Source organism: Flagellimonas sp. 2504JD1-5 (assembly GCF_053618295.1).
Map to the genome: position 1 here is coordinate 133465 of NZ_JBSIOU010000002.1, position 23902 is coordinate 157366.

The 23902-nt window shown below is 39.1% G+C and carries 20 protein-coding genes; 9 read left to right on the top strand and 11 right to left on the bottom strand.

What is annotated here, in order from left to right:
• Positions 1–75: 75 nt before the first annotated feature.
• From ACULLG_RS10080 to ACULLG_RS10100, 5 genes are all read right to left on the bottom strand, one after another.
• The gene (locus tag ACULLG_RS10080; RefSeq protein ID WP_452126664.1) at positions 76–1293 is read right to left on the bottom strand and encodes a site-specific integrase; all 1218 of its coding nucleotides are present in this window, start codon (positions 1291–1293) and stop codon (positions 76–78) included.
• A gap of 242 nt (positions 1294–1535) precedes the next feature.
• Positions 1536–3080 (bottom strand): hybrid sensor histidine kinase/response regulator, encoded by a 1545-nt coding sequence (locus ACULLG_RS10085; RefSeq protein WP_452126665.1) that lies wholly within the window; start codon positions 3078–3080, stop codon positions 1536–1538.
• A gap of 1 nt (position 3081) precedes the next feature.
• Positions 3082–3684: a chemotaxis protein CheB gene (locus tag ACULLG_RS10090; protein WP_452126666.1), complete on the bottom strand. Its 603-nt coding sequence runs from the start codon at positions 3682–3684 to the stop codon at positions 3082–3084.
• The gene (locus ACULLG_RS10095; protein WP_452126667.1) at positions 3650–4477 is read right to left on the bottom strand and encodes a CheR family methyltransferase; all 828 of its coding nucleotides are present in this window, start codon (positions 4475–4477) and stop codon (positions 3650–3652) included. Before ACULLG_RS10095 ends, ACULLG_RS10090 begins: the two co-directional genes overlap by 35 nt.
• Positions 4477–8694 carry a response regulator gene (locus ACULLG_RS10100; protein WP_452126668.1) on the bottom strand — a complete coding sequence of 1406 codons (4218 nt, stop codon included), beginning with the start codon at positions 8692–8694 and terminating at the stop codon, positions 4477–4479. The genes ACULLG_RS10095 and ACULLG_RS10100 overlap by 1 nt, the downstream gene beginning before the upstream one ends.
• Before the next feature lie 268 nt (positions 8695–8962).
• Between ACULLG_RS10100 and ACULLG_RS10105 the strand changes: the two genes are divergently transcribed.
• The 8 genes from ACULLG_RS10105 to ACULLG_RS10140 all read left to right on the top strand — a co-directional run bounded on the left by ACULLG_RS10105 (position 8963) and on the right by ACULLG_RS10140 (position 17926).
• Entirely contained in the window at positions 8963–10099 is a 1137-nt protein-coding gene (locus tag ACULLG_RS10105; protein ID WP_452126669.1) for a PQQ-dependent sugar dehydrogenase, read from the top strand.
• Between the two features lie 253 nt (positions 10100–10352).
• Positions 10353–11834, top strand: coding sequence for a xylulokinase (locus ACULLG_RS10110; protein ID WP_452126670.1), 1482 nt, complete (start codon positions 10353–10355; stop codon positions 11832–11834).
• Positions 11835–11843: 9 nt separating this feature from the next.
• The gene (xylA, locus tag ACULLG_RS10115) at positions 11844–13169 is read left to right on the top strand and encodes a xylose isomerase (protein ID WP_452126671.1); all 1326 of its coding nucleotides are present in this window, start codon (positions 11844–11846) and stop codon (positions 13167–13169) included.
• A 9-nt stretch (positions 13170–13178) separates the two neighbouring features.
• On the top strand, positions 13179–14795 hold the full coding sequence (locus ACULLG_RS10120; protein WP_452126672.1) for a sodium:solute symporter: 1617 nt from the start codon (positions 13179–13181) through the stop codon (positions 14793–14795).
• Between the two features lie 31 nt (positions 14796–14826).
• A complete protein-coding gene (locus ACULLG_RS10125; RefSeq protein WP_452126673.1) occupies positions 14827–15843 on the top strand; it encodes a LacI family DNA-binding transcriptional regulator in 1017 nt (338 codons plus the stop codon).
• Between the two features lie 102 nt (positions 15844–15945).
• Positions 15946–16467: a 5' nucleotidase, NT5C type gene (locus ACULLG_RS10130; protein WP_452126674.1), complete on the top strand. Its 522-nt coding sequence runs from the start codon at positions 15946–15948 to the stop codon at positions 16465–16467.
• Between the two features lie 47 nt (positions 16468–16514).
• Positions 16515–17201, top strand: coding sequence for a carboxylesterase family protein (locus ACULLG_RS10135; RefSeq protein WP_452126675.1), 687 nt, complete (start codon positions 16515–16517; stop codon positions 17199–17201).
• Complete coding sequence (locus ACULLG_RS10140) at positions 17198–17926, top strand: M15 family metallopeptidase (RefSeq protein WP_452126676.1); 729 nt, start codon at positions 17198–17200, stop codon at positions 17924–17926. Before ACULLG_RS10135 ends, ACULLG_RS10140 begins: the two co-directional genes overlap by 4 nt.
• On the opposite strand, the gene ACULLG_RS10145 is transcribed toward ACULLG_RS10140, so the two are convergent.
• The 3 genes from ACULLG_RS10145 to ACULLG_RS10155 form a co-directional block, all read right to left on the bottom strand.
• Positions 17923–19035, bottom strand: a complete 1113-nt coding sequence (locus ACULLG_RS10145) for a THUMP-like domain-containing protein (protein ID WP_452126677.1) — start codon at positions 19033–19035, stop codon at positions 17923–17925. The two genes, ACULLG_RS10140 and ACULLG_RS10145, sit on opposite strands and share 4 nt — an antisense overlap.
• Positions 19036–19108: 73 nt before the next feature.
• Entirely contained in the window at positions 19109–20209 is a 1101-nt protein-coding gene (locus tag ACULLG_RS10150; RefSeq protein WP_452126678.1) for an AI-2E family transporter, read from the bottom strand.
• Positions 20210–20212: 3 nt separating this feature from the next.
• Positions 20213–20863: a DUF4159 domain-containing protein gene (locus ACULLG_RS10155; RefSeq protein ID WP_452126679.1), complete on the bottom strand. Its 651-nt coding sequence runs from the start codon at positions 20861–20863 to the stop codon at positions 20213–20215.
• 39 nt (positions 20864–20902) lie between these two features.
• Between ACULLG_RS10155 and ACULLG_RS10160 the strand changes: the two genes are divergently transcribed.
• Positions 20903–21685, top strand: a complete 783-nt coding sequence (locus tag ACULLG_RS10160) for a DUF1223 domain-containing protein (RefSeq protein WP_452126680.1) — start codon at positions 20903–20905, stop codon at positions 21683–21685.
• On the opposite strand, the gene ACULLG_RS10165 is transcribed toward ACULLG_RS10160, so the two are convergent.
• From ACULLG_RS10165 to tsaD, 3 genes are read right to left on the bottom strand one after another with little or no spacing between them, the layout of a single operon-like run.
• Positions 21682–22386: a 16S rRNA (uracil(1498)-N(3))-methyltransferase gene (locus ACULLG_RS10165; protein WP_452126681.1), complete on the bottom strand. Its 705-nt coding sequence runs from the start codon at positions 22384–22386 to the stop codon at positions 21682–21684. The two genes, ACULLG_RS10160 and ACULLG_RS10165, sit on opposite strands and share 4 nt — an antisense overlap.
• A complete protein-coding gene (locus ACULLG_RS10170) occupies positions 22387–22716 on the bottom strand; it encodes a TfoX/Sxy family protein (protein ID WP_452126682.1) in 330 nt (109 codons plus the stop codon).
• A gap of 57 nt (positions 22717–22773) precedes the next feature.
• Positions 22774–23802 (bottom strand): tRNA (adenosine(37)-N6)-threonylcarbamoyltransferase complex transferase subunit TsaD, encoded by a 1029-nt coding sequence (tsaD, locus tag ACULLG_RS10175; protein WP_452126683.1) that lies wholly within the window; start codon positions 23800–23802, stop codon positions 22774–22776.
• Between the last annotated feature and the right edge of the window lie 100 nt (positions 23803–23902).

The following is a 23902-nucleotide window of genomic DNA, read 5'->3' on the forward strand; positions in this document are numbered from 1 at the left end:
TTCTGAACACTATAAAATCGAAACAGGATCCTAGCGCAAAGTTTAAGGGTAAGAAATGGGACTTTAGACTTTCTTTTAAGAAATATCCAGCCTTTCATTATAAGAATCAAGTATATTATTGGGAAGCGATTTAAGATAAATTTGGGTTGTATTAAGCTTACTGTGCCCCAACATTGCAGAAATAGCCTGAAGAGGGACTTCCTGTATCATGGCTTGAGTGGCAAAACTATGTCGAGGGACGTAACTGGTGAGTCTTTGTTGAATTCCGCACAACCTTGCAATTTCTTTGAGACCTTTATTATACCTTTTTCGTTCCCAATTTATATCTCTTTCTATAAGTTCAGGGTCTTCTCTTTTTATAATTGGAAATACATAATCTGATTTTTTCTTTTTCGGGAGATAGAAATCTAGAACCTTAATGAGTTGTTCCTTTATCTTGATATCATATAACTTGGATGTCTTTTTTCTTCTGAACATGATCCTTCCATCCTTAAGATTTTCCAGCTTAAGATGTGCTAGGTCCACGAACGACATACCATAAAGCATATAGGAGGAAATAAAATAGTTCCTATAATGGAAGAGGGTAGAATTTTCTGGTAACTTTAGCTCTAGAATTTTCTTAATGTAGACGATATCAATTGCCCTTTTTTCCGTAGGGACACTTTTTATTGAATAATTTGTGAAAGGATGTGGGTCCTTATCGGCGTGTCCTTCTTTTATTGCTTTGTTGTAAATGGCTCTTAGCGCCCTGAAATATGTTGAAAGGCTATTCAGTCCATTTCCTTTGGAAAGATGGTATTGCTCAAATCCTTTTAAAAATTGATAATTTATTTCGTGAAATCGAAGTTCATTCCCGTTTGTGTATTTTTTTAGTACTTGTAACACCCCTTTGTAAGAACGTGCAGTTCCATATCTGTTTACCGATTTAAGCTCTATAATTTTCATGGAGGTATAATCAAAAAACGAGCTGTAATTAGTTGCACCTGTAATCCGATCTTTGACCTGTTTAAGAGAAAGATGATCAAGTTCCCCTTTATCGTCCAGTCTAACAATAACCTCTTTGGCTTTGGCCAATTCTTTGAGCAATGACTTATTTAGGTTGGCTACAGATGAAACACCTTTGAAAGAGCGTTTGACTTCTTTTTTCTTTCTGTCCCAAAATTCTTCTCTAACGGAATATCCAGTGGCAATTGAAGTGGTCCTTTGGAAGTGCCCAAGTCTCAAGATGATGGGGTAACTCCCATCTTTTCGCGTTCTTCTCTTATCGAGACTAAGTGATAAGCTAGTTTGCATATTATAAATCTACAAAACAATTTGCACATAATTTGCACATATTATATTGATTTTAAATAAATATATTTAACGATATATATTATTAAATTGTTGAAAATCAATAAAATAAAATATTTGTTATTATTGTTTGTATATACAATCGTATTCCTTCTAAGCAGACGGTCATAGGTTCGAATCCTATCGCGATCACAAGATTGCCAAAACCTCCAAAATTGTGGAGGTTTTCTTTTTTATGCTGTTGCTTAGGCCATACGCTCATCATAAATCTGTGAAATCAAATGCTTTAGCATATTTTCCACTGGTGGCTTTTCGTACACCCCATCCATTCCTGATTTTTTGGAAAGCATGCGCACTTCGTCATTTATTAGTCCGGTAAGTCCAAAAATGGGAATATCCAATCCCATATCTCTTATTTTTTTTGCCATATCGTAGCCGTTGATTCCTGGCATATTGATATCCGTAAAAACTAAATCGGGGTTTAAGGCATCAACTTGTTCAATAAGGTCAGCCCCGTCTTCGAGCATTGTTATATTCCCTCCAATTTTGTTAAAGACCACCTCAGAAAGCGTTCGCATTAAAATGTCATCATCTACCACGACAATATTCAACTTTTCGTCGGTAATTAAACTTTCCAGATAAGTAACTTTTCGAGGGGCCGTGTTGGATGAATCCAGTACTTTGATGGGAAGCTCCACCGTAAAGCATGATCCAACCCCAACTTTACTTGTAACCGATATATCAGCCTTATGGGCGTCCAAGATTTTTTTTACGATCATAAGTCCAAGTCCGGTACTTTTCTCTCCTGCTGTTGATTTTACCGAGGTTTTGGAAAAAGGATTGAACAGGAGATCAATTTCCCTTTCAGGAATTCCTTGCCCTTCATCTTGTAGCGAAATCACCAGATTATCCCCTTTTTGTTCGGCCTTCAAACACACCCTGGTACCTTCATGGGAGAATTTAATGGCATTGGTGATCAGATTATTGAGTACCTGGTTCATTTTATTCTTGTCAAAAGCGGAACTCAAGTTTCCTACTTTGATTTTTCCTTCCAGATTAATTTGTTTTTTACTTGCGAATACCTGATTGAATCTGATACTGGTCTCCAAAAATGATTGAACATCAATCATTTCTTCAGCTAATTCTATATTGCCAGCTTCCATTTTACTAATGTCCAGGAAATCATTGACCAAATTTTGGGCAAACTTGGTAGAGACCACAATGTTTTCTAATTCCTGTATTTTGGCAGAATCTTGCAATACCGGTTTTAATTCTGTAAGTAAAGATTTGGAATAGAACTCAATGATGGCCAGAGGATTTCTTATATCGTGGGCCGCCATTCCCAGAAACTTGTTTTTTAATTTGTTTAAGGCATCCAATTCTTGATTTTGGATTTCCAAAACTCTTTTTTGATTATAAAGGGTGACAAAGATGTCCACCTTGGCAGAAACAATATCTGGATCCAATGGCTTATACAAATAATCAACCGCACCTTCCGAATATCCTTTTATGACATACTTTTTCTCTTTATTTATGGCCGTGGCAAATATCACAGGTACATGCTGATTTTCCTGTTTGCTCCGAAAGATCTCTACAAACTCAAACCCGTTCATTTCGGGCATTTGAACATCGGTAATAATTAGAGCAAAATTATGTGCTCTAGCCAATTTTAAGGCCTCGTTGCCGCTTGAGGCCGAAATGATTTCCCTGTCTTCCTTTTCTATGATCTGCTCCAAAGAATATAAATTCTCTATCAGATCATCCACAATAAGAATTTTAGCTTTGTCCATCCTAAAAATATTTGGTGGCTGAGTTGTATATCTGATTTGCTGGTACAATTTGATCCACTTTTTCAATTGCCTCTATGGCTGCACAGGGCATGGATTTTGCAAAGGCTTCCAAGGGATTTTGTACAATGACCTTTCCATCTCGCTTTCTTACCCATTTTACACCATTTGCACCATCTGCATTTGCTCCGCTAACAATTATGACTATTAAACGGTCTTTCAGGTTGTATGAAAAAGATTCCAAGGAAACATCTGCCGAAGGCCTGGAAAACATTATTTTTTCGCTTAAATCCAAACTTAAGGTCATGTTTTTTTCAAGAAGGCAATGGTACCCGGCAGGTGCCATGTACACAGTTCCTCTTTCTAGTTTTATCCCATGCTCCACGGTATTCACTTTAATGTTCATTTTTTTATCCAAATAGCTGGCCAGATGATCTGGAGAACCCACTTTTCGATGTAGTACTACCACTATGGCAACATCTATTTCTTTTTTAAATGCTGATAAAAAAAGCTCAAGCACCTCAATGGCTCCAGAAGAACCACAAAAGAGAACCACTTTAAATAACTCTTGGTCATTTCTTTTTTCTATAGATTTTAGACTTGCCATTAATTATTTCCAATTCATTTAAAACAGGTGAGAAAACTGCACTTTCCTTTGCTCCCAAAACCAAATATCCCCTTGGAACCAGACTGTCCACGAACAGACGTAGAATTCTGTTTTGTTGTTCTGTGGTGAGATAGATAAAGACATTTCGGCACATGATCATATGCATCTGATTGAATGAGGTGCCGTTCACCAGGTTGTGTTTTGTGAACACCATGTTCTTGCCCAATTCCCTTTTCATTTTTACTTTTCCATATTGGGCGACATAATAGTCGGACAGTGATTTTTCTCCACCAGATTTTATATAGTTGGTAGAATATGCCTTCATTTCTTTTAGATCATAGATACCCTTTTTTGCCTTGACCAAGACTTCAGAATTGATATCGGTGCAATATTGTATGGACCTATCCAGCAGATCATGTTCTTTTAGCAGGATGGCAAGACTTACTGGTTCCTCACCCGTGGAACAGCCCGCATGCCAGATGTTGATTCTTGGATAGGTTTCCAAAACCCCGAACACATCATCCTTTAAAAACTTGAACACCTCATGATCCCGAAACATTTCAGTGGTATTGACGGTGATTTCGTTCAAAAGGTCGTCATCGCTTAAGCTTTGGTTTGCCAAAAAATATTTGAATGCGGCAAACGAATCGCAGTCTTTTTGCTGCATTAGTCGTAACACCCGTCTTCGCAATGATTCCTTTGCATATCCAGAAAAATCTAGGCCATAGAGTTTGTAGGATATCTGAACAAAGTCATCCAACTGATTTTCTGATATTTCAAATAATGTTTCCATTAGTTATATAGCCAAACTTTTAAAAGTGACAACAATTTTTCAACGTCCAATGGTTTTGACATGTAATCACTGACCCCTGCTTCCAAACATTTTTCACGGTCACCTTTCATTGCTTTGGCTGTCAATGCTATGATGGGAAGATTTTTATGTCCCATTTTCCTGATTTTTTTTGTGGCTTCGTATCCGTCCATTACCGGCATCATAATATCCATTAGTACTGCATCAAATTCCCCTTTTTTAACCTCTTCCACGGCTTCGGCTCCATTGGTGGCCACGGTTACCTTGACTTGTTCTGCTTCAAGGACGGTTTCCAAGGCATAAATATTTCGCATATCATCATCCACGATCAATATCCGTTTGTCCTTGATAATGTCTTCCGAGTTGAATTCCTTGGGAGGTAAAACAGGATAGTCAGTCTGGGTGGAATTCAACATATTTAAGAAGAGCTCGGTTTCTTCGGAAAGGCGGTCATAGGATTTATTGGTTTTTAATACGACAGAGGTGTCTTTATGACGTTCTATCTGCTTCAGCTCCTTTTTGGTTAACTCCCTACCGGTGAAAACAATAACTGGCACTTCTTTTTTTTGGGTTTTCAATTCCCCTAAGAGCTCAATGCCATCAATATCGGGTAACCCTAGGTCAAGAACCACTAAATCGGGGTGTTCGCTGCTAAATAACTTTCGGGCATCTTTGGCGGTTTTGGCCGCGACGGCTTCCAAATGTTTGCTTTTGACCATCTCTTGCAACGCCCTGTTGTTTGATTCGTCATCCTCAATGATCAATACTTTTTTCATATCTGGACCTTTTATGGTCTTGGAGATATGGGAAAAGGTTTGCTCTAGAGTTTCGAGGGCAATGGGTTTTACCAAATATTCAACAGCTCCCAGTTCCAGTCCCAGTTTGGTTTTATCTATTCCGGACATGATATGGACAGGGATATGGGCATGTTTTTCGCTCGCTTTTAACTTTTTAAGAACCGTCCATCCGTCCATTACGGGGAGTTGCATATCCAGGATTATGGCATTTGGCTGATAATTTTCTACATGTTGAAGTGCTTTGTCTCCTTGATCGGTGACCAATACCTTAAAACCATTTTCACGTGCCTGGTCCAAAAGAACCTTTGCAAATTGAAGATCATCCTCCACTATCAATAAGATGGTATCGTCTTTTTCCAAATAATCACGGTCGTCTGCAACTACGGCATCAAGTTTTTTGCTTCTTGGTTTTTGGTTTATCTCTGGTTCCTTGGATGAGCTATCAATTTCATTTTTAAGGTCAGGGTTTTCTTGTGGCGCTTGTTCCTTTGCCGTATGAATGCTTCCTGTATTTGGTTCATGAATAGCTTCAGAGCTGTCAAAAGGTAGGAACAAGGAGAAAGTTGAGCCCTTGCCCACTTGACTTTTCACAAATATTTCCCCTCCAAGTAATTTTATCAATTCTTTGGTAATACTCAATCCAAGCCCAGTTCCACCATATTTTCGTTGTGTGGTTCCATCTTCTTGTACAAAAGCCTCAAATATGGAATCCAATTTTTCCGGTGCTATACCTATACCAGTGTCGGTTACAGAAATATTAAGAACATTTTCGTGTTTCAGTAGTTCAGGATTTGAAAACTTTGGAAGGGTTTTACTGTTTTTAAATGCAAGGGTAACCGTTCCGTTGGGGTCTGTAAACTTAAAGGCATTGCTAAGCAAGTTTTTTACAACTTGATTTAACCTTTGTGTATCGGTGTTGAATGTTTCTGGAAGTGAATCATCAAAATCCAACACAAAATTTACGTTTTTATCTTCGGCAATCGCTACAAATGTCTTCTTACATTCTTCGGCATAGGTAGGCAGATCATAAGACTCGATTTCCAAATCTATTTTTCCTGACTCAACTTTGGCCAGATCTAAGACTTCGTTGATTAAACTAAGTAGATCTTCGCCTGATTTGTTGATGATTTGGGCAAATTCTACTTGCTTTTCGGTCAAATTACTCGTTTTGTTGTCCTGTAATAACTTGGAAAGGATGATTACACTATTGAGAGGGGTCCTAAGCTCGTGTGACATATTGGCCAAAAATTCAGACTTGTACCTTCCACTCTTCTCAAGTTCTTGTGTTTTGATCACTAAGGCATCTTGAGCTTGTTCTAAGGCGCTGTTTTTTTCCACCACGCTCAAGTGCTGCTCTTCTAACAATTGTGCCCGTTCTTCCAGCAGCACATTGGCTTTTTCAAGTTCTCCCTGTTGCTGGCGCAGTTCTTCTTCCGATGCCTGCAGCAGGTTGGCCTGTTTGGACAATTCTTCGTTGGATACTCTCAATTCTTCTTCCTGGGCTTCCACGATCTCCTTTTGTTTTTGGACTTCGAATTGAATCCTTTTTTGCTCGGTAATATCCACTGCAATTTTAAGAATCTTGTAGGGCTGACCTTCAGTATTGAGAATGGGATTGTACGATCCCTGTATCCATACCGGGTTGCCCTCTTTTCCCCTTCGCTCAAACTCTCCCTGTTTAAAAACGCCCTCTTTGAGTTCCTTCCAAAAACCTTTGTATTTTGTTGATTTGGCGTAAGTATCCTCCACAAAAATTCGATGGTGTTTTCCTTGGATCTCTTCAAGGGAATAACCCATGAGATCAAGAAAAAGTTTATTGGCAGTACGTATATTTCCTTTCAGATCAAACTCTATTGCCGCATTGGAGCGATTGATAGCCGAAATCTGATTGTTGACCTCAATGGAAAGCTCCTCAGTTTTGATTTGTTGTAACTTCTGTTGGGTGATATCAACTGCAACTTTTAAGATTTTGTATGGCTTGCCATCAACATCGAGTATGGGATTGTAAGATCCTTGAATCCAAACAGGGTTACTTTCTTTATCCCTTCGCTCGAACTCTCCCTGTTTAAACGCTCCATCTTTGAGTTCTTTCCAAAAGTTTTTGTAGTTAACGGATTTAGCGTAATCACGCTCCACAAATATTCTGTGATGTTTTCCTTTGATTTCCTCCAAAGGATAACCCATGAGTTCTAGAAAGAGATTGTTGGCGGTAAGAATATTTCCCTCCAAGTCAAATTCAATGGCGGCATTAGAGCGATTGATAGCCGAAATCTGGTTGTTGATTTCAATAGATAGCTCTTCAGTTTTGGTTCGTTCGGCAGCACCTTTGATGATAATTCCAATCGAAGAGGAAATATCTTGAATGAATTCTTGTTGTGCCTCACTCAGGCCTTCAAGCATTCCAAATTCCATTACTCCTATGAGTTCCCTATTGTGCTTAATGGGAACGATAATAATTTCCTTAGGTTTGGTCTTCCCTGAACTCGAATTTATGTCCAAATAATCGTCAGGTATGTTCTCAATTGAAATTTGCTTGCCTTCCAGAGCGCACTGACCTACTAACCCTTCTCCCAATTTGAGGTTGTTGGGTAATCCGGCGGTATTTTTGAATGCATAGCTACCATACAATTTCAATTCCTCAGACGCATCATCGAATAAATGTTGATTTAGATAAAAAGTACCGACCGATGCCTTTAACAATTTACTGATGACCCCGCTTAATATGGTGGTCAAAGCAATTATATCTTGCACACCTTTGGTGGAGTCGTATACTTGCGAAACTGCAGTTTTTATCCAATTCTGTTTTTCAATTTCTTCTTGTCGTGCGGCTTCTTCAGTTAGATCACGGAATACCCCTGTCAGTATTTTGGTGCCATGTACGTGGACTTCGGTTATTGATAAATGAAGAGGAAACTGGGTCCCGTCCTTTTTCTGGCCGGTAACTTTTTGATTCTTATTGGTAAGTTGAAAATGTTCTAGCCCTTCCTTGGGTGCATCAGATAGAGGAGTTAATAGTGAACCGATGTTTTTACCTTTTATTTCTTCGAACGTATATTGAAATAAACCTTCGGCGGCCCTGTTATAGGTTAAAATACACCAATCTTGGCTTAAGGTCACAATCCCATCTGCCGCATTTTTTAGAATTGCTTTGTTTTTTGCATCATTTTGAAGAAGAAGCTTGCCATCATAAAGCATTTTTTTAATATTTCTATATGCATAGGCTCCAGTGACGATGATGGAAGTGAAAAGCGTGCATGCCCCTAGCCAAGTAGAGGTGGTAAATCCGTCTTGGCTCAACCATAAAATCAAAATAGATAAAAGTATGAAGGCCGATAGGGATGAAACCACTATTAAACCAACCGATCGATTTAATTTTTTTTCAGAGGAAACTGCATTGTGCATGGAATACGTATTTATTGGTGCTGTTTTTTCATAAGTGTCTCGTAATCCAATGTGGCAGTAGAAATCCAGATTAATTTTACGTCATAATAATGTCTTTTTAATGTAGGTTTTTACCTACAACGTAAAAATTGTAGTATTTGTATACGAATAAGGTAAAGATTCGGAACTTTTATAAAAGTGATTTATAAATCCATCATAGTTTTATTGGTAAGAAATAGCTCATTCTCAAAGAGAACAGGAAATTTTCAGAAAATTAATTTTCTGGATTATGAGCTATAAAAAATGTCTTTTGTTTCATCTATCTATTTTCGCAGTTCTGATTTTCACATGTTGTAGGGAACATAGAGAGGTGCAGATTTATCAATCAGAAGAATTGAATTTTGAGTTGGAGATGATAGCAGACAGCGTTCACATTCCTTTTGGAATGACCTTTCTTCCCAACGGAAAGATGCTGGTTACCAACCGCTTTGCGGGTGAGTTGTTCCAGATAGATGTTGATTCAGGAAAGAAAAGCAAATTCCATAGGGTACCCAGGTCGTTCTCAATGGCAGGAGACGGGGGAGCGCTGGATATTCTTCCCCACCCTGACTATAAAAACAATGGATGGCTCTATTTTTCCCATTCAATAGGAGATTCCATTAGTAGCAGTATGGCTATTGATCGCTTTAAGATTATCGGTGATTCCATTGCCAATGTTCAGAGAATTTTTACGGTTTTTCCTTTTTACCAATCTCCAAGTCACTATGGTTCTAGAATGGTATTGAAAGATGGCTACCTGTTTTTTACCATGGGAGACCGTTACGATCTAATGGATTCTGCACAGACACTTGACAACCATTTGGGCAAGGTTATGCGCATTTTTGATGATGGTAGAATACCTCAGGATAACCCTTTTGTTGGCGTAAGAAATGCCAAGCCCGAAATTTGGAGTTACGGTCATCGGAATCCTCAAGGATTGACCTTACATCCCCAAACCAAGGAATTGTGGCTGCACGAACATGGCCCCAAGGGCGGTGATGAGCTTAACCTTATAAATCAGGGCATCAACTATGGCTGGCCTGTCATATGCCATGGAATTGATTATGATGACACTCCCATTGGTGAGGGGATTACTCATAAAGATGGGATGGAGCAACCCAAACATTTTTATACACCATCAATTGCACCAAGTGGTATGGAGTTTTATTCCGGAGACCGATATAATAATTGGAACGGGAATCTTTTTATAGGAGCAATGGCTTTGACACACCTCAATCGACTGGTTTTGAAAGATGGAAAAGTCGTACATGAAGAGCGTATCTTGGAAGATTTCGGAAAACGAATACGGGTGGTAAGACAAGGCCCGGACGGTCTTTTATATATTGGTGTTGATGGAGGAGCCATTTATAGATTAAAGCCAATTTAGAATCGAAATATCCAAATTTTCTTCACAGATTCCAATAGCAAGTTGATTAAGGACGAAAAATTCACGAAAACCTTTTCGAAAATTTTCGAAAATCAAAATATGAATGTAACTAATTGACAATAAACATTTTAGAAGTAATTTAATTGAGGTTTGATATTTTTGGGCTCAGGTAGGACATTATGATTTTGTTTACCAAATCCATTTGAGTACCAACATTTTATACATTTGATTGAATCCATCAAAGTAACAATCAATGTATTTTTTAGGTATAGACCTTGGAAGTTCATCCGTAAAAGTGGCGCTTGTTGAAAGTGGGAGCGGTAAGCCCGTTGGTGTTGTTCAAGAGCCTGACAAAGAAATGATCATACACGCACCAAAAAAAGGATGGGCAGAGCAAGAACCTGAAGATTGGTGGAAACATGTATGTGCTGGAATCAAAAAAATAAAGCAGACCCACAACATTTCAGAGAACGATATCAAGGGAATCGGAATTGCCTATCAAATGCACGGTCTGGTACTGGTGGACAACAGTGGTAATTCCCTTCGAAAATCTGTCATTTGGTGCGATAGCCGGGCCGTGGAAATGGGCAATAGAGCACATGAGGAAATCGGAAAAGAGCACTGTGATAAACATTTATTAAACTCACCGGCCAATTTTACAGCTTCCAAATTACGTTGGGTCAAGGATAATGAACCCAAGACTTTTGGCAGTGTGTATAAATTTATGCTACCCGGTGACTATATAGCCTACAGATTATCTGAAATTCCGAACACTACAATTTCAGGATTGTCCGAAGGAATTTTTTGGGATTTTAAGAAAGATCAGATTTCCGAGGACATCCTGTCCTATCATGGTTTTTCAAAAGAGCTTATTCCAGACATTGTAAAAACTTTTGGGAATCAAGGGGTGGTTTCAAAAGCCGGAAGCCAGGAAAGCGGACTATGCGAAGGAACTCCAATTTTATACAGGGCGGGAGATCAACCAAACAATGCTTTGTCCTTAAATGTATTTAACCCTGGGGAAGTAGCCGCAACTGGGGGGACTTCTGGGGTAGTGTATGCGGTAACGGACAATCTATCTGTAAAAGAAAGCTCCCGGGTAAACAATTTTGCCCATGTAAATTACATCAAGGGTAAAACAAAAAGCATTGGAAAATTGCTTTGCATTAATGGCGCAGGAATACAATACGGTTGGTTGCTTAATAACTTGGCCGTTTCGTCATATGATGAAATGAACAAGTTGGCCAATCAGGTTGAAATTGGGGCAGACGGACTTTGTGTCATTCCTTTTGGGAATGGATCTGAACGCATGCTCTTAAATAAGGATATTGGAACAAGAATGGTTAATCTGGATTTAAACCGCCATTCTAAAGCACATGTGTGCAGAGCTGCTCTAGAAGGGATTGCTTTTGCTTTTGTTTACGGAATGCAAATTATGAAATCAGATGGTGTTGATTCAAAGGTAATTCGCGCTGGTAATGACAATTTATTCCGGTCTACAATTTTTGCCAACACCATTGCTTCTTTAACGCGACAAGAAATTGAAATATACGATACAACAGGTGCGATTGGCGCTGCCAGAGCTTGTACAATAACTTTGGATGGTTACCATGGATTTTCCAAATTTATACAGAATGATTACGTCATGACCATTATACCGGATGAGGACAATACACCATATAAAAAAGCATACGATATCTGGAAAAAAGAACTCGAACTAATTATGAACAAATAACATTTCAGGATGGCATTAATAGGAGACAAGGAATTTTTTAAAGGAATTGGGGAAATCAAATACGAAGGATGGGATTCGGATAACCCATTGTCATTCAAATATTACAATCCGGAACAAGTTGTGGCCGGAAAGACCATGCAGGACCATTTTAAGTTTGCCATGGCCTATTGGCATACTTTATGTGGCACGGGTGGTGATCCTTTTGGACCAGGAACCAAAAACTTTCCCTGGGCCGAATCATCTGATCCGATAAAAGCTGCTAAAGACAAAGCTGATGCAGCCTTTGAGTTTATCACAAAAATGGGCTTTGATTATTATTGTTTCCATGATTTTGATTTGGTGGACGAAGCCGACACCCTATCCGATTCGGAAAAAAGGATTCAGAAAATTGTGGAATACCTGCAGGATAAACAAAAGGCTTCGGGGGTAAAACTGCTGTGGGGTACATCCAATTGTTTTTCACATCCCAGATATATGAACGGAGCTGCTTCCAATCCTGATTTCAATGTTGTAGCCAGAGCCGGAGCCCAAGTGAAGATAGCTTTGGATGCGACCATTGCATTGGGAGGTGAAAACTATGTTTTCTGGGGTGGTCGCGAAGGCTATATGTCTTTGTTGAATACCGATATGAAACGCGAGCAAGATCATATAGGTCGTTTTTTGAATATGGCCAAAGATTATGCAAGAAACCAAGGCTTTGAAGGAACCTTCTTTATAGAGCCCAAACCTATGGAACCCACAAAGCACCAATACGATTTTGATGCGGCCACATCCATTAATTCAATTCGCGAATATGGATTGGAGAACGATTTCAAATTAAACATAGAGGTCAACCATGCTACATTGGCCCAACATACCTTTCAACACGAATTGCAGGTAGCGGCCAATGCAGGGATGCTGGGAAGCATTGATGCAAACAGGGGGGATTATCAAAATGGCTGGGATACAGATCAGTTTCCGAACAATGCCCTTGAAGTTTCAGAGGCCATGTTGGTTTTCCTAAAATCTGGAGGTCTTCAGGGTGGAGGCGTAAATTTTGATGCCAAAACTAGAAGAAATTCAACCGATTTGGAAGATATCTTTTTGGCCCATATCGGTGGTGCCGATACTTTTGCCCGTGCCTTGCTAATTGCTGATGCAGTAATTCAGCAATCTCCATATGAATCCCTTCTGAAGAAAAGATATGCTTCCTTTAATTCTGGAAAAGGAGCTGATTTTGAGGCAGGAAAATTAGCACTCACCGATTTGTACGATTATGCAAGTGAACAAGGTGAACCAAAGCAAATAAGTGGAAAACAGGAATTGTTCGAGAATATTTTAAATCAGTACCTCTAAAGAATTTGTATGGAATCAATATTGGAAACGGCCGATTGGTGGGTCTTGGCTGCATATCTTTTGGCCCTTATTGGAGTTGCTGTTTGGGTAGTTCTCCAAAAGAATAAAAACACAGAGGATTACTTTTTGGCCGGTCGAAATGTCGGATGGTTTGTAATCGGCGCATCCATTTTCGCATCCAATATCGGTTCTGAACATGTTGTGGGTTTGGCAGGTACAGGGGCAGAGTCTGGAATGCCCATGGCTCATTATGAATTGCATGCCTGGATTGTATTGTTGTTGGGATGGCTGTTTTTGCCATTTTATTTCAGAAGCAAAGCTTTTACCATGCCCGAATTCTTGGAAAAACGATTTGATAGCCGTTCCAGGTGGTTCCTTTCCGTATTTTCCTTGGTTGGTTACGTAATTACAAAAGTGTCGGTGACCATTTATGCCGGAGGTATTGTGGTTTCTGAGCTTTTGGGAATTCCCTTTTGGTACGGAGCGATTGGTATTGTTGTTTTTACTGGGGCTTATACGGTCATTGGTGGAATGAAAGCCGTAATTTATACAGAGACCTTGCAAACAGTCATTCTAATTGCCGGATCATTGATCATAACCTATTTGGGATTGCAAGAAGTAGGAGGTTGGCAAGAACTTCGAACAATAGCGGGAAGTGAACATTTTAATATGTGGCGACCTATTTCGGACCCGGACTTTCCATGGACCGGAATGCTAATTGGAGGGACAATAGTAGGGGTATGGTATTGGTGCACCGACCAATATATTGTGCAACGTACTTTGGCGGCCAATAACATTAAGATTGGCAGAAGAGGAGCTATTTTTGGTGCGTATCTCAAATTACTCCCCATTTTCATTTTTCTTATTCCTGGAATCATTGCCTTCGCGCTTGCGCAACAAGGAGTGTTGACCTATGAAAAAAGTGATGAGGTATTCCCTGTGCTCGTAAAAACTTTGCTTCCGGTTGGGCTAAAGGGTTTGGTTGCTGGCGGATTAATGGCGGCATTAATGAGCTCCTTGGCTTCGGTTTTTAATTCGTGTTCTACAATTTTTACAATTGATATCTACAAAAAACTCAAGCCCCTAACAGCTGAAACCAAACTCCTAAGGGTGGGCAAGATCGCAACATCCATTGTAGTGATTTTTGGAATTATTTGGATTCCAATTATGGAAAAGATAGGAGGAGGAGTGCTTTACCAATACCTTCAAAGCGTCCAATCGTACATTGCCCCACCGATAACTGCCGTCTTTTTGTTGGGAATTATATGGGAACGGGTAAATTCAAAAGCTGCTATTGTAACACTCTTTGCTGGACTGGTAGTGGCTGCATTGCGAATTTTGGCTGAGATCTATCAATCGGACCTTTCCGGACTGCTATTGTCTTTTGCTACCATCAATTTTGCCCATATGGCAATTTTTATGTTCCTATTTTCTGTGGTGCTTTGTATTGGCGTTAGTTTGGCAACCAATCCGCCTGACTATACATTGATAAAAGGGCTTACATTTGGAACCTTATCCAAAGAGGACAAACAACTGAATCAAGAGAGCATTTCAACTATAGACATTGTACTTTCAGGAGTACTTGTTGCGGTGGTCATATTTATACTATCTTACTTTACAGGTTGAAGTATTCTTTCGGCCTGATACACTCTGGACAATGAAAAAACTGACCTTAAAAGATATTGCCTCCCATTTTGGAGTTTCCGTATCAACGGTATCAAAATCGCTGAAGGATAGTCCCGAGATAAGTCAAGAGGTAAAATCCAAAATACAAGAATTTGCCAAAGAACATCACTATAAGCCCAATCGTATTGCCCTTAATTTACTAACCAACTCCACCAAGGCAATAGGGGTCATAGTACCCAATATTTTGAATTATTTTTTCACTCAGGTTTTTTATGGAATTGAGCAATCGGCCAATGCCCGAGGGTACAACATAATAAGCTGTATTTCTGATGAATCCTATAAAAAGGAGCTTCAAACCGTTGAATTATTGGGGTCGGGAATTGTGGACGGACTGATTCTTTCACTTTCCGAAGAGACCCAGGCCAAAAATGATACGGACCATCTTCAGAATATAATTGAAAACCACATTCCAATGGTTTTGTTTGATAGGGTAAGTGAGCAGATTAATTGTGATAAAATCGTTGTGGATGATTTTGAAGCTGGTTATAACACCACTAAGCACTTATTACAAACTGGGTGTGGAAACATCGCCATTGTCACATCAATATTTAACTCAAGTGTTGGAAAATTACGGGTAGAAGGTTATAAAAAGGCCTTGGAAGAAAACAAATTGGGATACAAAGAGAGTAATGTGGTCAAGGTTGGCAAGAGTGATGACCTACAACTTTTGATAACCCTTTTACTGGATACCTGCAAAATAGACGCCATCATTGCTTTGGATGAAATGACCGCAGTGGATACCTTGAATATTTTAAAATTAAAAGGAATTGATGTTCCCGGTGAGATATCAATAGTTGGATTTACCAATGGAAGATTATCCAAGTATGTATCGCCCGCATTGAGCATGGTGAGTCAACATGGAAAGTACATTGGCGAACTTGCGGCGAATATTCTTATTGATCGTATAGAGTATGAGGGGGAAATGCCCTATACCACCAAGTTGGTAAAAACCACTCTAATTGAACGTGAGTCTACCAGGAAAATTTGAGAATCTAAATTTTCAAGTCCAAAAGTTAATTTTCAATTATATTTCTTTTTCCGGTTTGTAGTTCTTGCATTTTTTTATTCCTTCGAGACTTAATTTTTTTCAATGACACTATTTGTTGATATGGATGAGGTGCTTGCCGATACGTATGGAGCACATTTAGATTTATACAAAAAGAAATATGGAGTAACCCTTGATCTGGCCGATTGCAATGGAAAAGAAGCTTGGGAAAGTGTTCCAGAAGAACATAGCAAACAAATGATGAACCACGCTTGGGAAATCGGCTTTTTCCGAAATTTGAAGCTTATCGAAGGAAGTCAGGATGTCATGGCAGAACTGGATAAAAAATATGAAGTGTACATAGCTTCTGCTGCAATGCAATTTCCGAATTCACTGAAAGAAAAATCAGATTGGCTCGACGAGTTCTTTCCATTTATCCCATGGGAAAGACGTATTCTTTGTGGTCATAAATACATCTTAAAGGGTGACATTTTAATAGATGATAGAGCTTATAATCTAGAAAATTTCGATGGCCGTCCTATCCTGTTTACATCCCCCCATAACATGAACACCAATGGATTTGAACGGGCTAACTCATGGAGCGAAGTCGCCGATAAACTTTTGTAACTTAGAGCATGCGATTCCCAAAAATAACGAGTGCCCCAATTTTACTTTTGTCCTTTTTTTTATTGGAAGGCTGCGCTGCCCAATCAAGACTCATCGAAGATGAGATTAAAACGGTAAATACAGAAAATCTGAAGTATTACCTATACTATCCCGAAGGATATGATTCAGATATTGACCAAGAATTTGGCCTTATGCTGTTTTTACACGGAGGAGGTGAATCTGGAGGCAACTTGGAAGAAATCAAAGAAAACGGTCCTCCAAAACTTTTGGTTGAAGGGAAACAATTTCCTTTTTTGGTACTGGCACCCCAAAATCCACATAAAAAAAAATGGTGGAACACCGAAGCGGTGATGCAGTTGTTGGATTCAGTTGTAATAACCAACCGTGTTGACAATAAGAGAATTTACCTTACCGGCTTGAGCAGGGGAGGAAGTGCAGCTTGGGAACTTGCTACACAATACCCAAATAAATTTGCAGCTTTGGCGGTAGTCTGTGGGATGGCACCTTTGCCATATGCCCATTGGATAGATAAAAAAATGCCCATCTGGGTGTTTCATGGTGACGAGGATAAAGTAATTTCTGTGGAAGAATCCGATAAAATGGTGGCCAAATTGAAACAAATGAATTATGATGTAAAGTACACAAGATATAAAGGTGTAGGACACAATTCATGGAGCAGGGCATATACCAACGATTCACTATATACCTGGTTCAATCAACAAAAAAGAGAATGATAAGAAAACTTTTACTATGTATTTTTTTGGTTGTCCTTGGTTCATGTAAACAAAAGGAACATAGGCCCGCATCCAGCCTTGAAAATAAACTAGAAAACAAGGAGTTAGAACTCAAAGACTCTCTAGCTGATATTACCGTTGAAGAAAGTCCATTGAAATCATTTAACGGACTTGCGGATACTACTTTTGTTCGATTGGCAGATTTCAGTAATGACTTTGCATATGATATGCGCTACGCTACGGAAAATAATTTTTTAAAGGCCAAGGTGTACGATTGCGCAGAATGTTACACACGTGTAAAAACGGCTAAGGCACTGATTGAGGCCAATAAAGCTTTTATGGAAAAGGGAGTTAAAATCAAGTTTTTTGATTGTTATAGGCCCAATTCGGTGCAGTACAAAATGTGGGAGATTGTTCCCAATCCACAATATGTGGCAGATCCTGTGAAAGGCTCCATCCATAACAAAGGTGGTGCTGTTGATATTACGCTAGTGGATTTGGAAGGAAATGAACTGGACATGGGCACGGATTTCGACTTTTTTGGAAAACGAGCTTACCATGACAACCTTGACCTTCCGGAAATTATTCTGCAAAATAGAAAACTGCTCAAGGAAACTATGGAGGCATTTGGTTTTTGGTCCATAAGAACCGAATGGTGGCATTACAACTTGTCTGCAGCCTCCAATGATAAGGTTGCCAATTTTAAATGGGAGTGCCCTGATTAGATTTTTGTGCACACCAATACCGCAAGCTTATTGTTTATATCGGTTGTAAAGAAGAGGTAGTGGTCTCCTCCATCCTTTATTTTGTGCTTTTTACGAAGTTCAGCAACTGAGCTCGGAAAATTTCGGGTAGTAATATTTGCTTTAGTGATTCCGATTTCCTTCAATGTTCTTTTAGAATAGGGGAGTGTTTTGGTGACTTCAAATCTTCTTCCGGGAAAATCAATCAAATCCTTTGAAGTGTACAAATGGGAGTGTTGATGCAATTTTTTTAGTCCAAACATTGTGGCCACCGATTTAAATCCACCTGATTTAAGTATTGCAGCATTTGGTTCATATAAATATTTTTCTGGAGTGGAAAAGCCAACAATTGTTTTTTGTTCTTCTTGCAGCACAAAATCAAATGCCTCCTCATTACCCTTTAGCAAATTTACCGTCTTAATATTGATGTCCCCTTCAAATCCATACTCCATGACAAAGAGTAATTCTTTCACTTCGTTTTGGACTGCAACACTGTGGATTTCTTTTACGTATTTAAGTTCATTTAATCCTTGTGAAATATCTAGGAGAGGAGAAGTTTTCACAAGTACATTTTTGGTTTTGCCGAAAATTGCAGGAAGGTGTTCTTGCAGATTTGGAATACAATCCTTTAATAAAAAGACCTTTCCTTTAACATCATCCCTTCGGGAAGGGTCAAGATAAATCCAATCAAATTCTTGGTTGGAGTTTTTTAAAAAGTCAATTCCATTTTTTGGAAGACAACTTATATTTTTCTGACCTAAAACCTTAAAATTATGACTTGCAATTACACTCAAATCCTTATTGATTTCACAATGAAAAACCTGCCCGATTTTTTCTGCAAAAAAATAACTGTCCACACCAAATCCACCTGTTACATCCAAGAGTGTTTCCCCGCTTAACAGTTTCGCTTTATAGGCAGCGGTTCGTTCCGAACTTGTCTGTTCAATATTGAGTTTATTGGGATAATAAATCCGTTCTGAATTGAACCATTTGGTCAACTTGTCCTTACACTTTTTCCTGGCTTCAAGCTGTTCGGCAAGTTCTTTTTGGGATACACCGTCAAATAGGGGTTTTTGCAGCAAAACTGACACGATGTCAGTATTCCAATTTTTTTCTATAAAATGTTGTACACCAGTATTTAATATCAATTTATTCAAACTGATACTATAAATTTTTGGTTAATTTTTTCACAAAGGAATTTTCAGCTAAAAACTCCTTTAAAATGACCTTTATAGCTGTATAAGCAGGTACCGCCACCACCATGCCTACAACCCCAAAAACAAGCCCGGCAATGATGATGACCAGGAAGATTTCCAAAGGGTGGGATTTCACACTTTTTGAAAATATTATGGGCTGTGAAACAAAATTGTCAACAAGCTGTCCTCCAATTAACCCAATTAAAACATAAAGTGCTTTGGGTAAAATTATAGTACTAAAATCAGCACCCAAAAAACTGGTCATGGTTAATGTAATCATAATGGCGCCACCAATGATGGGACCGATGTATGGAATAACATTGAAAAGCGCACAAAGGAAGGCTATAACGATGGCATTTTCCACTCCGACAAGCAACAGAGTGACGGTATAGATTACAAATAGAATAAAAAGTTGAAGTAAGATACCTGCAAAGTATCGGGAAAGCAATCCGTTGATTTTGTCTACCGATTTTACAAGGTTACTTTCCTTATTGTCCGGAACGAAAATCAACATGCCATTTTGAAAAAGCTTGCTATCCTTTAAAAAGAAAAAGGAGATAAATAGAACAGAAAAAAGACCAATACTAAAACTGCTCAAGGTGTTTACAAAAGAGTTGAGGAAGTTGGGTATGAACCCCAAATCCAATCCTTCCAAAACATTTTTTTCAAGTTCGGTATCGTGTATCAGGTCATTTACCCTATCAGTTGAAGCACCGAAATATTCCAAAATTTGAAGATAAAGGGTATTCACATCAGCTTTAAGGGCATCAATATCCAGTAACGAAAGATTTTTGCTTTGTTCGGAAATGAGAGGAATAAATAGGGATAGGATACCCATAAAAATACCAAGCATAAAAACCATGGTAACGATAACGGCTAGGGTGTTGGGAAACTTCAATTTTCTTCGCAGGAAAAGTACAATGGGTCTTCCCAGAAGTGCAATTACGGCGGCAATGGCCAAATAAGCCAAAACCGATTGTATTTTGAATAGAAAATACCCCAAGAGAACAATTCCAGTAATGATAGCTACAGCTCTCAGGATGCCGTTGGCAATTATTTTTGAATTCATAGACTAGCTTTTAAAGGCGTATTCCAAAATATTGGCGCCCATTTGTAATGCTTTCAAGCGGATATCCTCTGGATCGTTATGAACAGAGGGGTCCTCCCAACCGTCTCCGAGATCGCTTTCAAAAGTAAACAATAACGATAATCTCCCATTTTCGAAAATTCCGAGTGCTTGAGGCCTTTTACCATCATGCTCATGGATTTTCGGCAAACCTTCTGGAAAAGAAAAGTGCTGGTCGAAAATTGGATGATCCGCTCCCAGTTCTTCCAGCTGTTTTTCGGGAAAGACTTTTTCCAACTCCCTTCTCAGATAGGGTTCCATTCCATAATTATCATCAATGTGCAAAAAACCTCCAGAAAGAAGGTAGGTTCTTAAATTTTCTGCCTCTTCATCAGAAAAGAAAACATTTCCATGACCGGTCATATGTAGATAGGGGTATTGAAAAATGGAAATACTCCCAACTTCGACCGTTTCAGGTTTATCGTTGATTTTGGTTCCGATATTGTTATTGCAAAATACAATCAGATTGGGAAGAGCGGTAGGATTGGAATACCAATCTCCGCCACCACCATATTTTAAAATGGCTATTTGCTGTGCATGACACTGTGCAATCACAAAAAAAGTTAAAAAACAGCTTAAAAGGGTAAGTTGTCTCATGTAGGTACGAATAACTAGGTAATCAAAAGTAAGGTATTCATGTTAAAAAAAATCTTAATTCCTTCGTTTGCATTTTTCGGGATGTCATTGATTGCACTTTATACGGCAAGAGCTGAGGATAGGGCAGTCGAGGAAAAGAAAGTGGAGAATGGAACTTATCCGCCAGTGGTTGTATTGGAACTTTTTACATCCCAAGGCTGCTCTAGTTGTCCTCCGGCCGATGCATTACTAGAAAGGGTTAAAAAACAACATCCGAAGGATGTTTTTGCTTTATCGTACCACGTTGATTACTGGAATTATATTGGCTGGGAAGATCCTTTTAGTAAATCAACATACACCAAAAAGCAAAGAGACTACAATAGAAAGTTTCAGTACAGAAGTAATTATACCCCTCAATTGGTGGTCAATGGAAGGGAACATTTTGTTGGCTCAAACAGTTCAAAACTGACCTCAAAAATTACCGAATACAAATCTGACAAATCGAAAAATGGTGTTGTCTTCAAAAATCTCATTGTTTCAGACTTCGGAATTTCATTTGATTTTTATGTGGAGGGAAGTTTGGAAGGAAAACAACTTAGGGCCGTTTTGGTCTTGGATGAGCGCACGACTTTGGTAAAACGAGGTGAAAATAGGAACAGAACATTGAAGAATAGCAATATAGTTGTTGCTGAAAAATATATCCCTTTACAGTCATCAAGAGCAAAGTCCTCTATCTCCATACCAAGTATAGTATCAAAGGGCGAAGATTTAACCTTGATGTTACTTGTCGAGGCCAATAATCTTGATGTAACCGCTGCCACAAAAGCCCCCATAAAGCTTTAATTGTTGATAATGGAAACTGTGGAACAGGCCACTATGGCAGCGGTTTCTGTTCGCAAGCGGGTGTTGCCCAGCGAAACTGGCACAAAACCCTTTTCTTGCGCCAACGTGATTTCGGCGGCACTGAAATCTCCTTCAGGTCCAATTAATATGGTAATATCTTTATCTGCGGCAACCCGTCTTTTCAGCTCCATTTTTTCACCTTCATCGCAATGCGCAATAAACTTTAAGCCTTTAATGTCTTGTTCTAAGTATTGCTTGTAGGTAATCGGTGGGTTTAATTTTGGCAAAAAGGTTTGCAGGGATTGCTTCATTGCAGATTGGAGCACCCGCTCCATACGTTCCATTTTAATGGTTTTTCGTTCTGAACGTTCACAAATTATGGGAGTAATCTCATCAACACCGATCTCAGTCGCCTTTTCCAAAAACCATTCATAACGGTCGTTCATTTTGGTTGGAGCAACCACCAAATGCAAACTGTAACGTTTTGGAATGCTTTTATCCTCGGAAATAATTTGGGCCTTGCATTTTTTTGGATCTGCCACTAAAATTTCAGCTTCAAATAGGTATCCTCTTCCGTTGGTAATATGCAGAACATCCCCTTCTTTTTTTCGGAGGACCTTTGCAATATGCTTACTTTCCTCTGGAGTAAAGAAAAACTGTTTAAAGCTATTATCGAGTGAGGGGTTGTAAAAGAGTTGCATTTATTTCAATTTACTTTTTGCATGTTCAAGGCCTAGTTCTATCCAGTTTTGCAGCTGCTCTTCTGTGTCAAAACCTTCAGGGGAAACAAAAATGAATTCTTTCATTGGTTTGCCGGTAAAGTCCATAGGTCGAACAAATTCTTGGTTTAGGACATTCTCCATTTTCGATTCAATTACACGAACCATCAATTCATTCTTAACAGGTCCGACCGTCATTTTTCCCTGGTATAAAAAGGCAACTCCGCCAAACATCTTCTTTTCGGTAAAATCCTCGGGAAAAAGAGTAATTGCGTGCCGAATTCTTTTTGCCAATTCTTCGTTGTATGCCATTCTTGAAATTGGAAGTTAGAAGTTGAAAGTTAGAAAATTAAATTCAATGAAATAATATTAACTCCCAATAGTGTAGCGAGCCTTTGCAGCAACGTTTTGATCAGTAAATTTTCCTTCCAAGAATTTCAGATATCCAACAATTCCAATCATTCCGGCATTATCGGTACAGTATGAAAACTTTGGGACATAGGTGGTCCAGCCCATGATTTCTTCGGCTTCTTTAAGTCTGGCTCTAATTCCGGAGTTGGCTGCAACCCCGCCACCAATGGCAATCTGCTTTATCCCGGTCTGGTTGACTGCAAGTTTTAGCTTGTCCATCAAAATCTCCAAGATGGTATGCTGCACTGAAGCACAAATATCCTTGATGTTCTCCGAAACGAAATCGGGATTCTTTTTGGTTTCCCGTTGAAGGAAATATAAAATGCTTGTTTTTAACCCGCTAAAACTAAAGTTGAGACCGTCAACCTTTGGCTTGGGAAAAGGAAATGCTTTCGGATTTCCCTCTTTGGCATATTTATCTACCAATGGGCCACCCGGATAAGGCAGTCCCATAAGTTTGGCGCTTTTATCGAAAGCTTCACCCACCGCATCATCCAAAGTTTCACCCAGAACTTCCATGTCGAAGTATTGGTTCACCCTAACAATCTGGGTGTGTCCACCACTAATGGTCAAGCCCAAAAAGGGAAACTCAGGAGCCTTCATATCCTCATCCTCAATAAAATGGGCCAAAATATGAGCTTCCATATGGTTTACCTCAATCAAAGGAACATTCAGACCTAAGGCCAAGGATTTGGCAAACGAAGTGCCGACAAGGAGCGAACCCATAAGCCCTGGACCTCGGGTAAAAGCTATGGCCGATAGTTGTTTTTTGTCGATATTTGCTTTGGCCAAGGCTTGATGTACCACTGGAACAATATTTTGTTGATGCGCCCTAGAAGCCAATTCTGGGACAACACCTCCATATTGCTTGTGAATTTCTTGCGTGGCCACCACATTACTCAATACTTTTGTATTGCAAAGAACGGCTGCAGAGGTATCGTCACAAGAAGATTCAATTGCGAGAATGTAAATTTTTTTGGATGCCACTGATTTTGGAACAAAAATTGGTCGAGCAAAGGTAAAACATAAAGCCCTATCAGAAAACTTCGGAAAATACTACTTCGTATCCTATTGGCTGTACTGCTGA

Bases quoted from the DNA above. Each gene is read 5' to 3' on its own strand.
- ACULLG_RS10080 (WP_452126664.1), bottom strand. From the start codon at position 1,293: ATGCAAACTAGCTTATCACTTAGTCTCGATAAGAGAAGAACGCGAAAA.
- ACULLG_RS10085 (WP_452126665.1), bottom strand. From the start codon at position 3,080: ATGGACAAAGCTAAAATTCTTATTGTGGATGATCTGATAGAGAATTTA.
- ACULLG_RS10090 (WP_452126666.1), bottom strand. From the start codon at position 3,684: ATGGCAAGTCTAAAATCTATAGAAAAAAGAAATGACCAAGAGTTATTT.
- ACULLG_RS10095 (WP_452126667.1), bottom strand. From the start codon at position 4,477: ATGGAAACATTATTTGAAATATCAGAAAATCAGTTGGATGACTTTGTT.
- ACULLG_RS10100 (WP_452126668.1), bottom strand. From the start codon at position 8,694: ATGCACAATGCAGTTTCCTCTGAAAAAAAATTAAATCGATCGGTTGGT.
- ACULLG_RS10105 (WP_452126669.1), top strand. From the start codon at position 8,963: ATGAGCTATAAAAAATGTCTTTTGTTTCATCTATCTATTTTCGCAGTT.
- ACULLG_RS10110 (WP_452126670.1), top strand. From the start codon at position 10,353: ATGTATTTTTTAGGTATAGACCTTGGAAGTTCATCCGTAAAAGTGGCG.
- xylA (WP_452126671.1), top strand. From the start codon at position 11,844: ATGGCATTAATAGGAGACAAGGAATTTTTTAAAGGAATTGGGGAAATC.
- ACULLG_RS10120 (WP_452126672.1), top strand. From the start codon at position 13,179: ATGGAATCAATATTGGAAACGGCCGATTGGTGGGTCTTGGCTGCATAT.
- ACULLG_RS10125 (WP_452126673.1), top strand. From the start codon at position 14,827: ATGAAAAAACTGACCTTAAAAGATATTGCCTCCCATTTTGGAGTTTCC.
- ACULLG_RS10130 (WP_452126674.1), top strand. From the start codon at position 15,946: ATGACACTATTTGTTGATATGGATGAGGTGCTTGCCGATACGTATGGA.
- ACULLG_RS10140 (WP_452126676.1), top strand. From the start codon at position 17,198: ATGATAAGAAAACTTTTACTATGTATTTTTTTGGTTGTCCTTGGTTCA.
- ACULLG_RS10150 (WP_452126678.1), bottom strand. From the start codon at position 20,209: ATGAATTCAAAAATAATTGCCAACGGCATCCTGAGAGCTGTAGCTATC.
- ACULLG_RS10155 (WP_452126679.1), bottom strand. From the start codon at position 20,863: ATGAGACAACTTACCCTTTTAAGCTGTTTTTTAACTTTTTTTGTGATT.
- ACULLG_RS10160 (WP_452126680.1), top strand. From the start codon at position 20,903: ATGTTAAAAAAAATCTTAATTCCTTCGTTTGCATTTTTCGGGATGTCA.
- ACULLG_RS10165 (WP_452126681.1), bottom strand. From the start codon at position 22,386: ATGCAACTCTTTTACAACCCCTCACTCGATAATAGCTTTAAACAGTTT.
- ACULLG_RS10170 (WP_452126682.1), bottom strand. From the start codon at position 22,716: ATGGCATACAACGAAGAATTGGCAAAAAGAATTCGGCACGCAATTACT.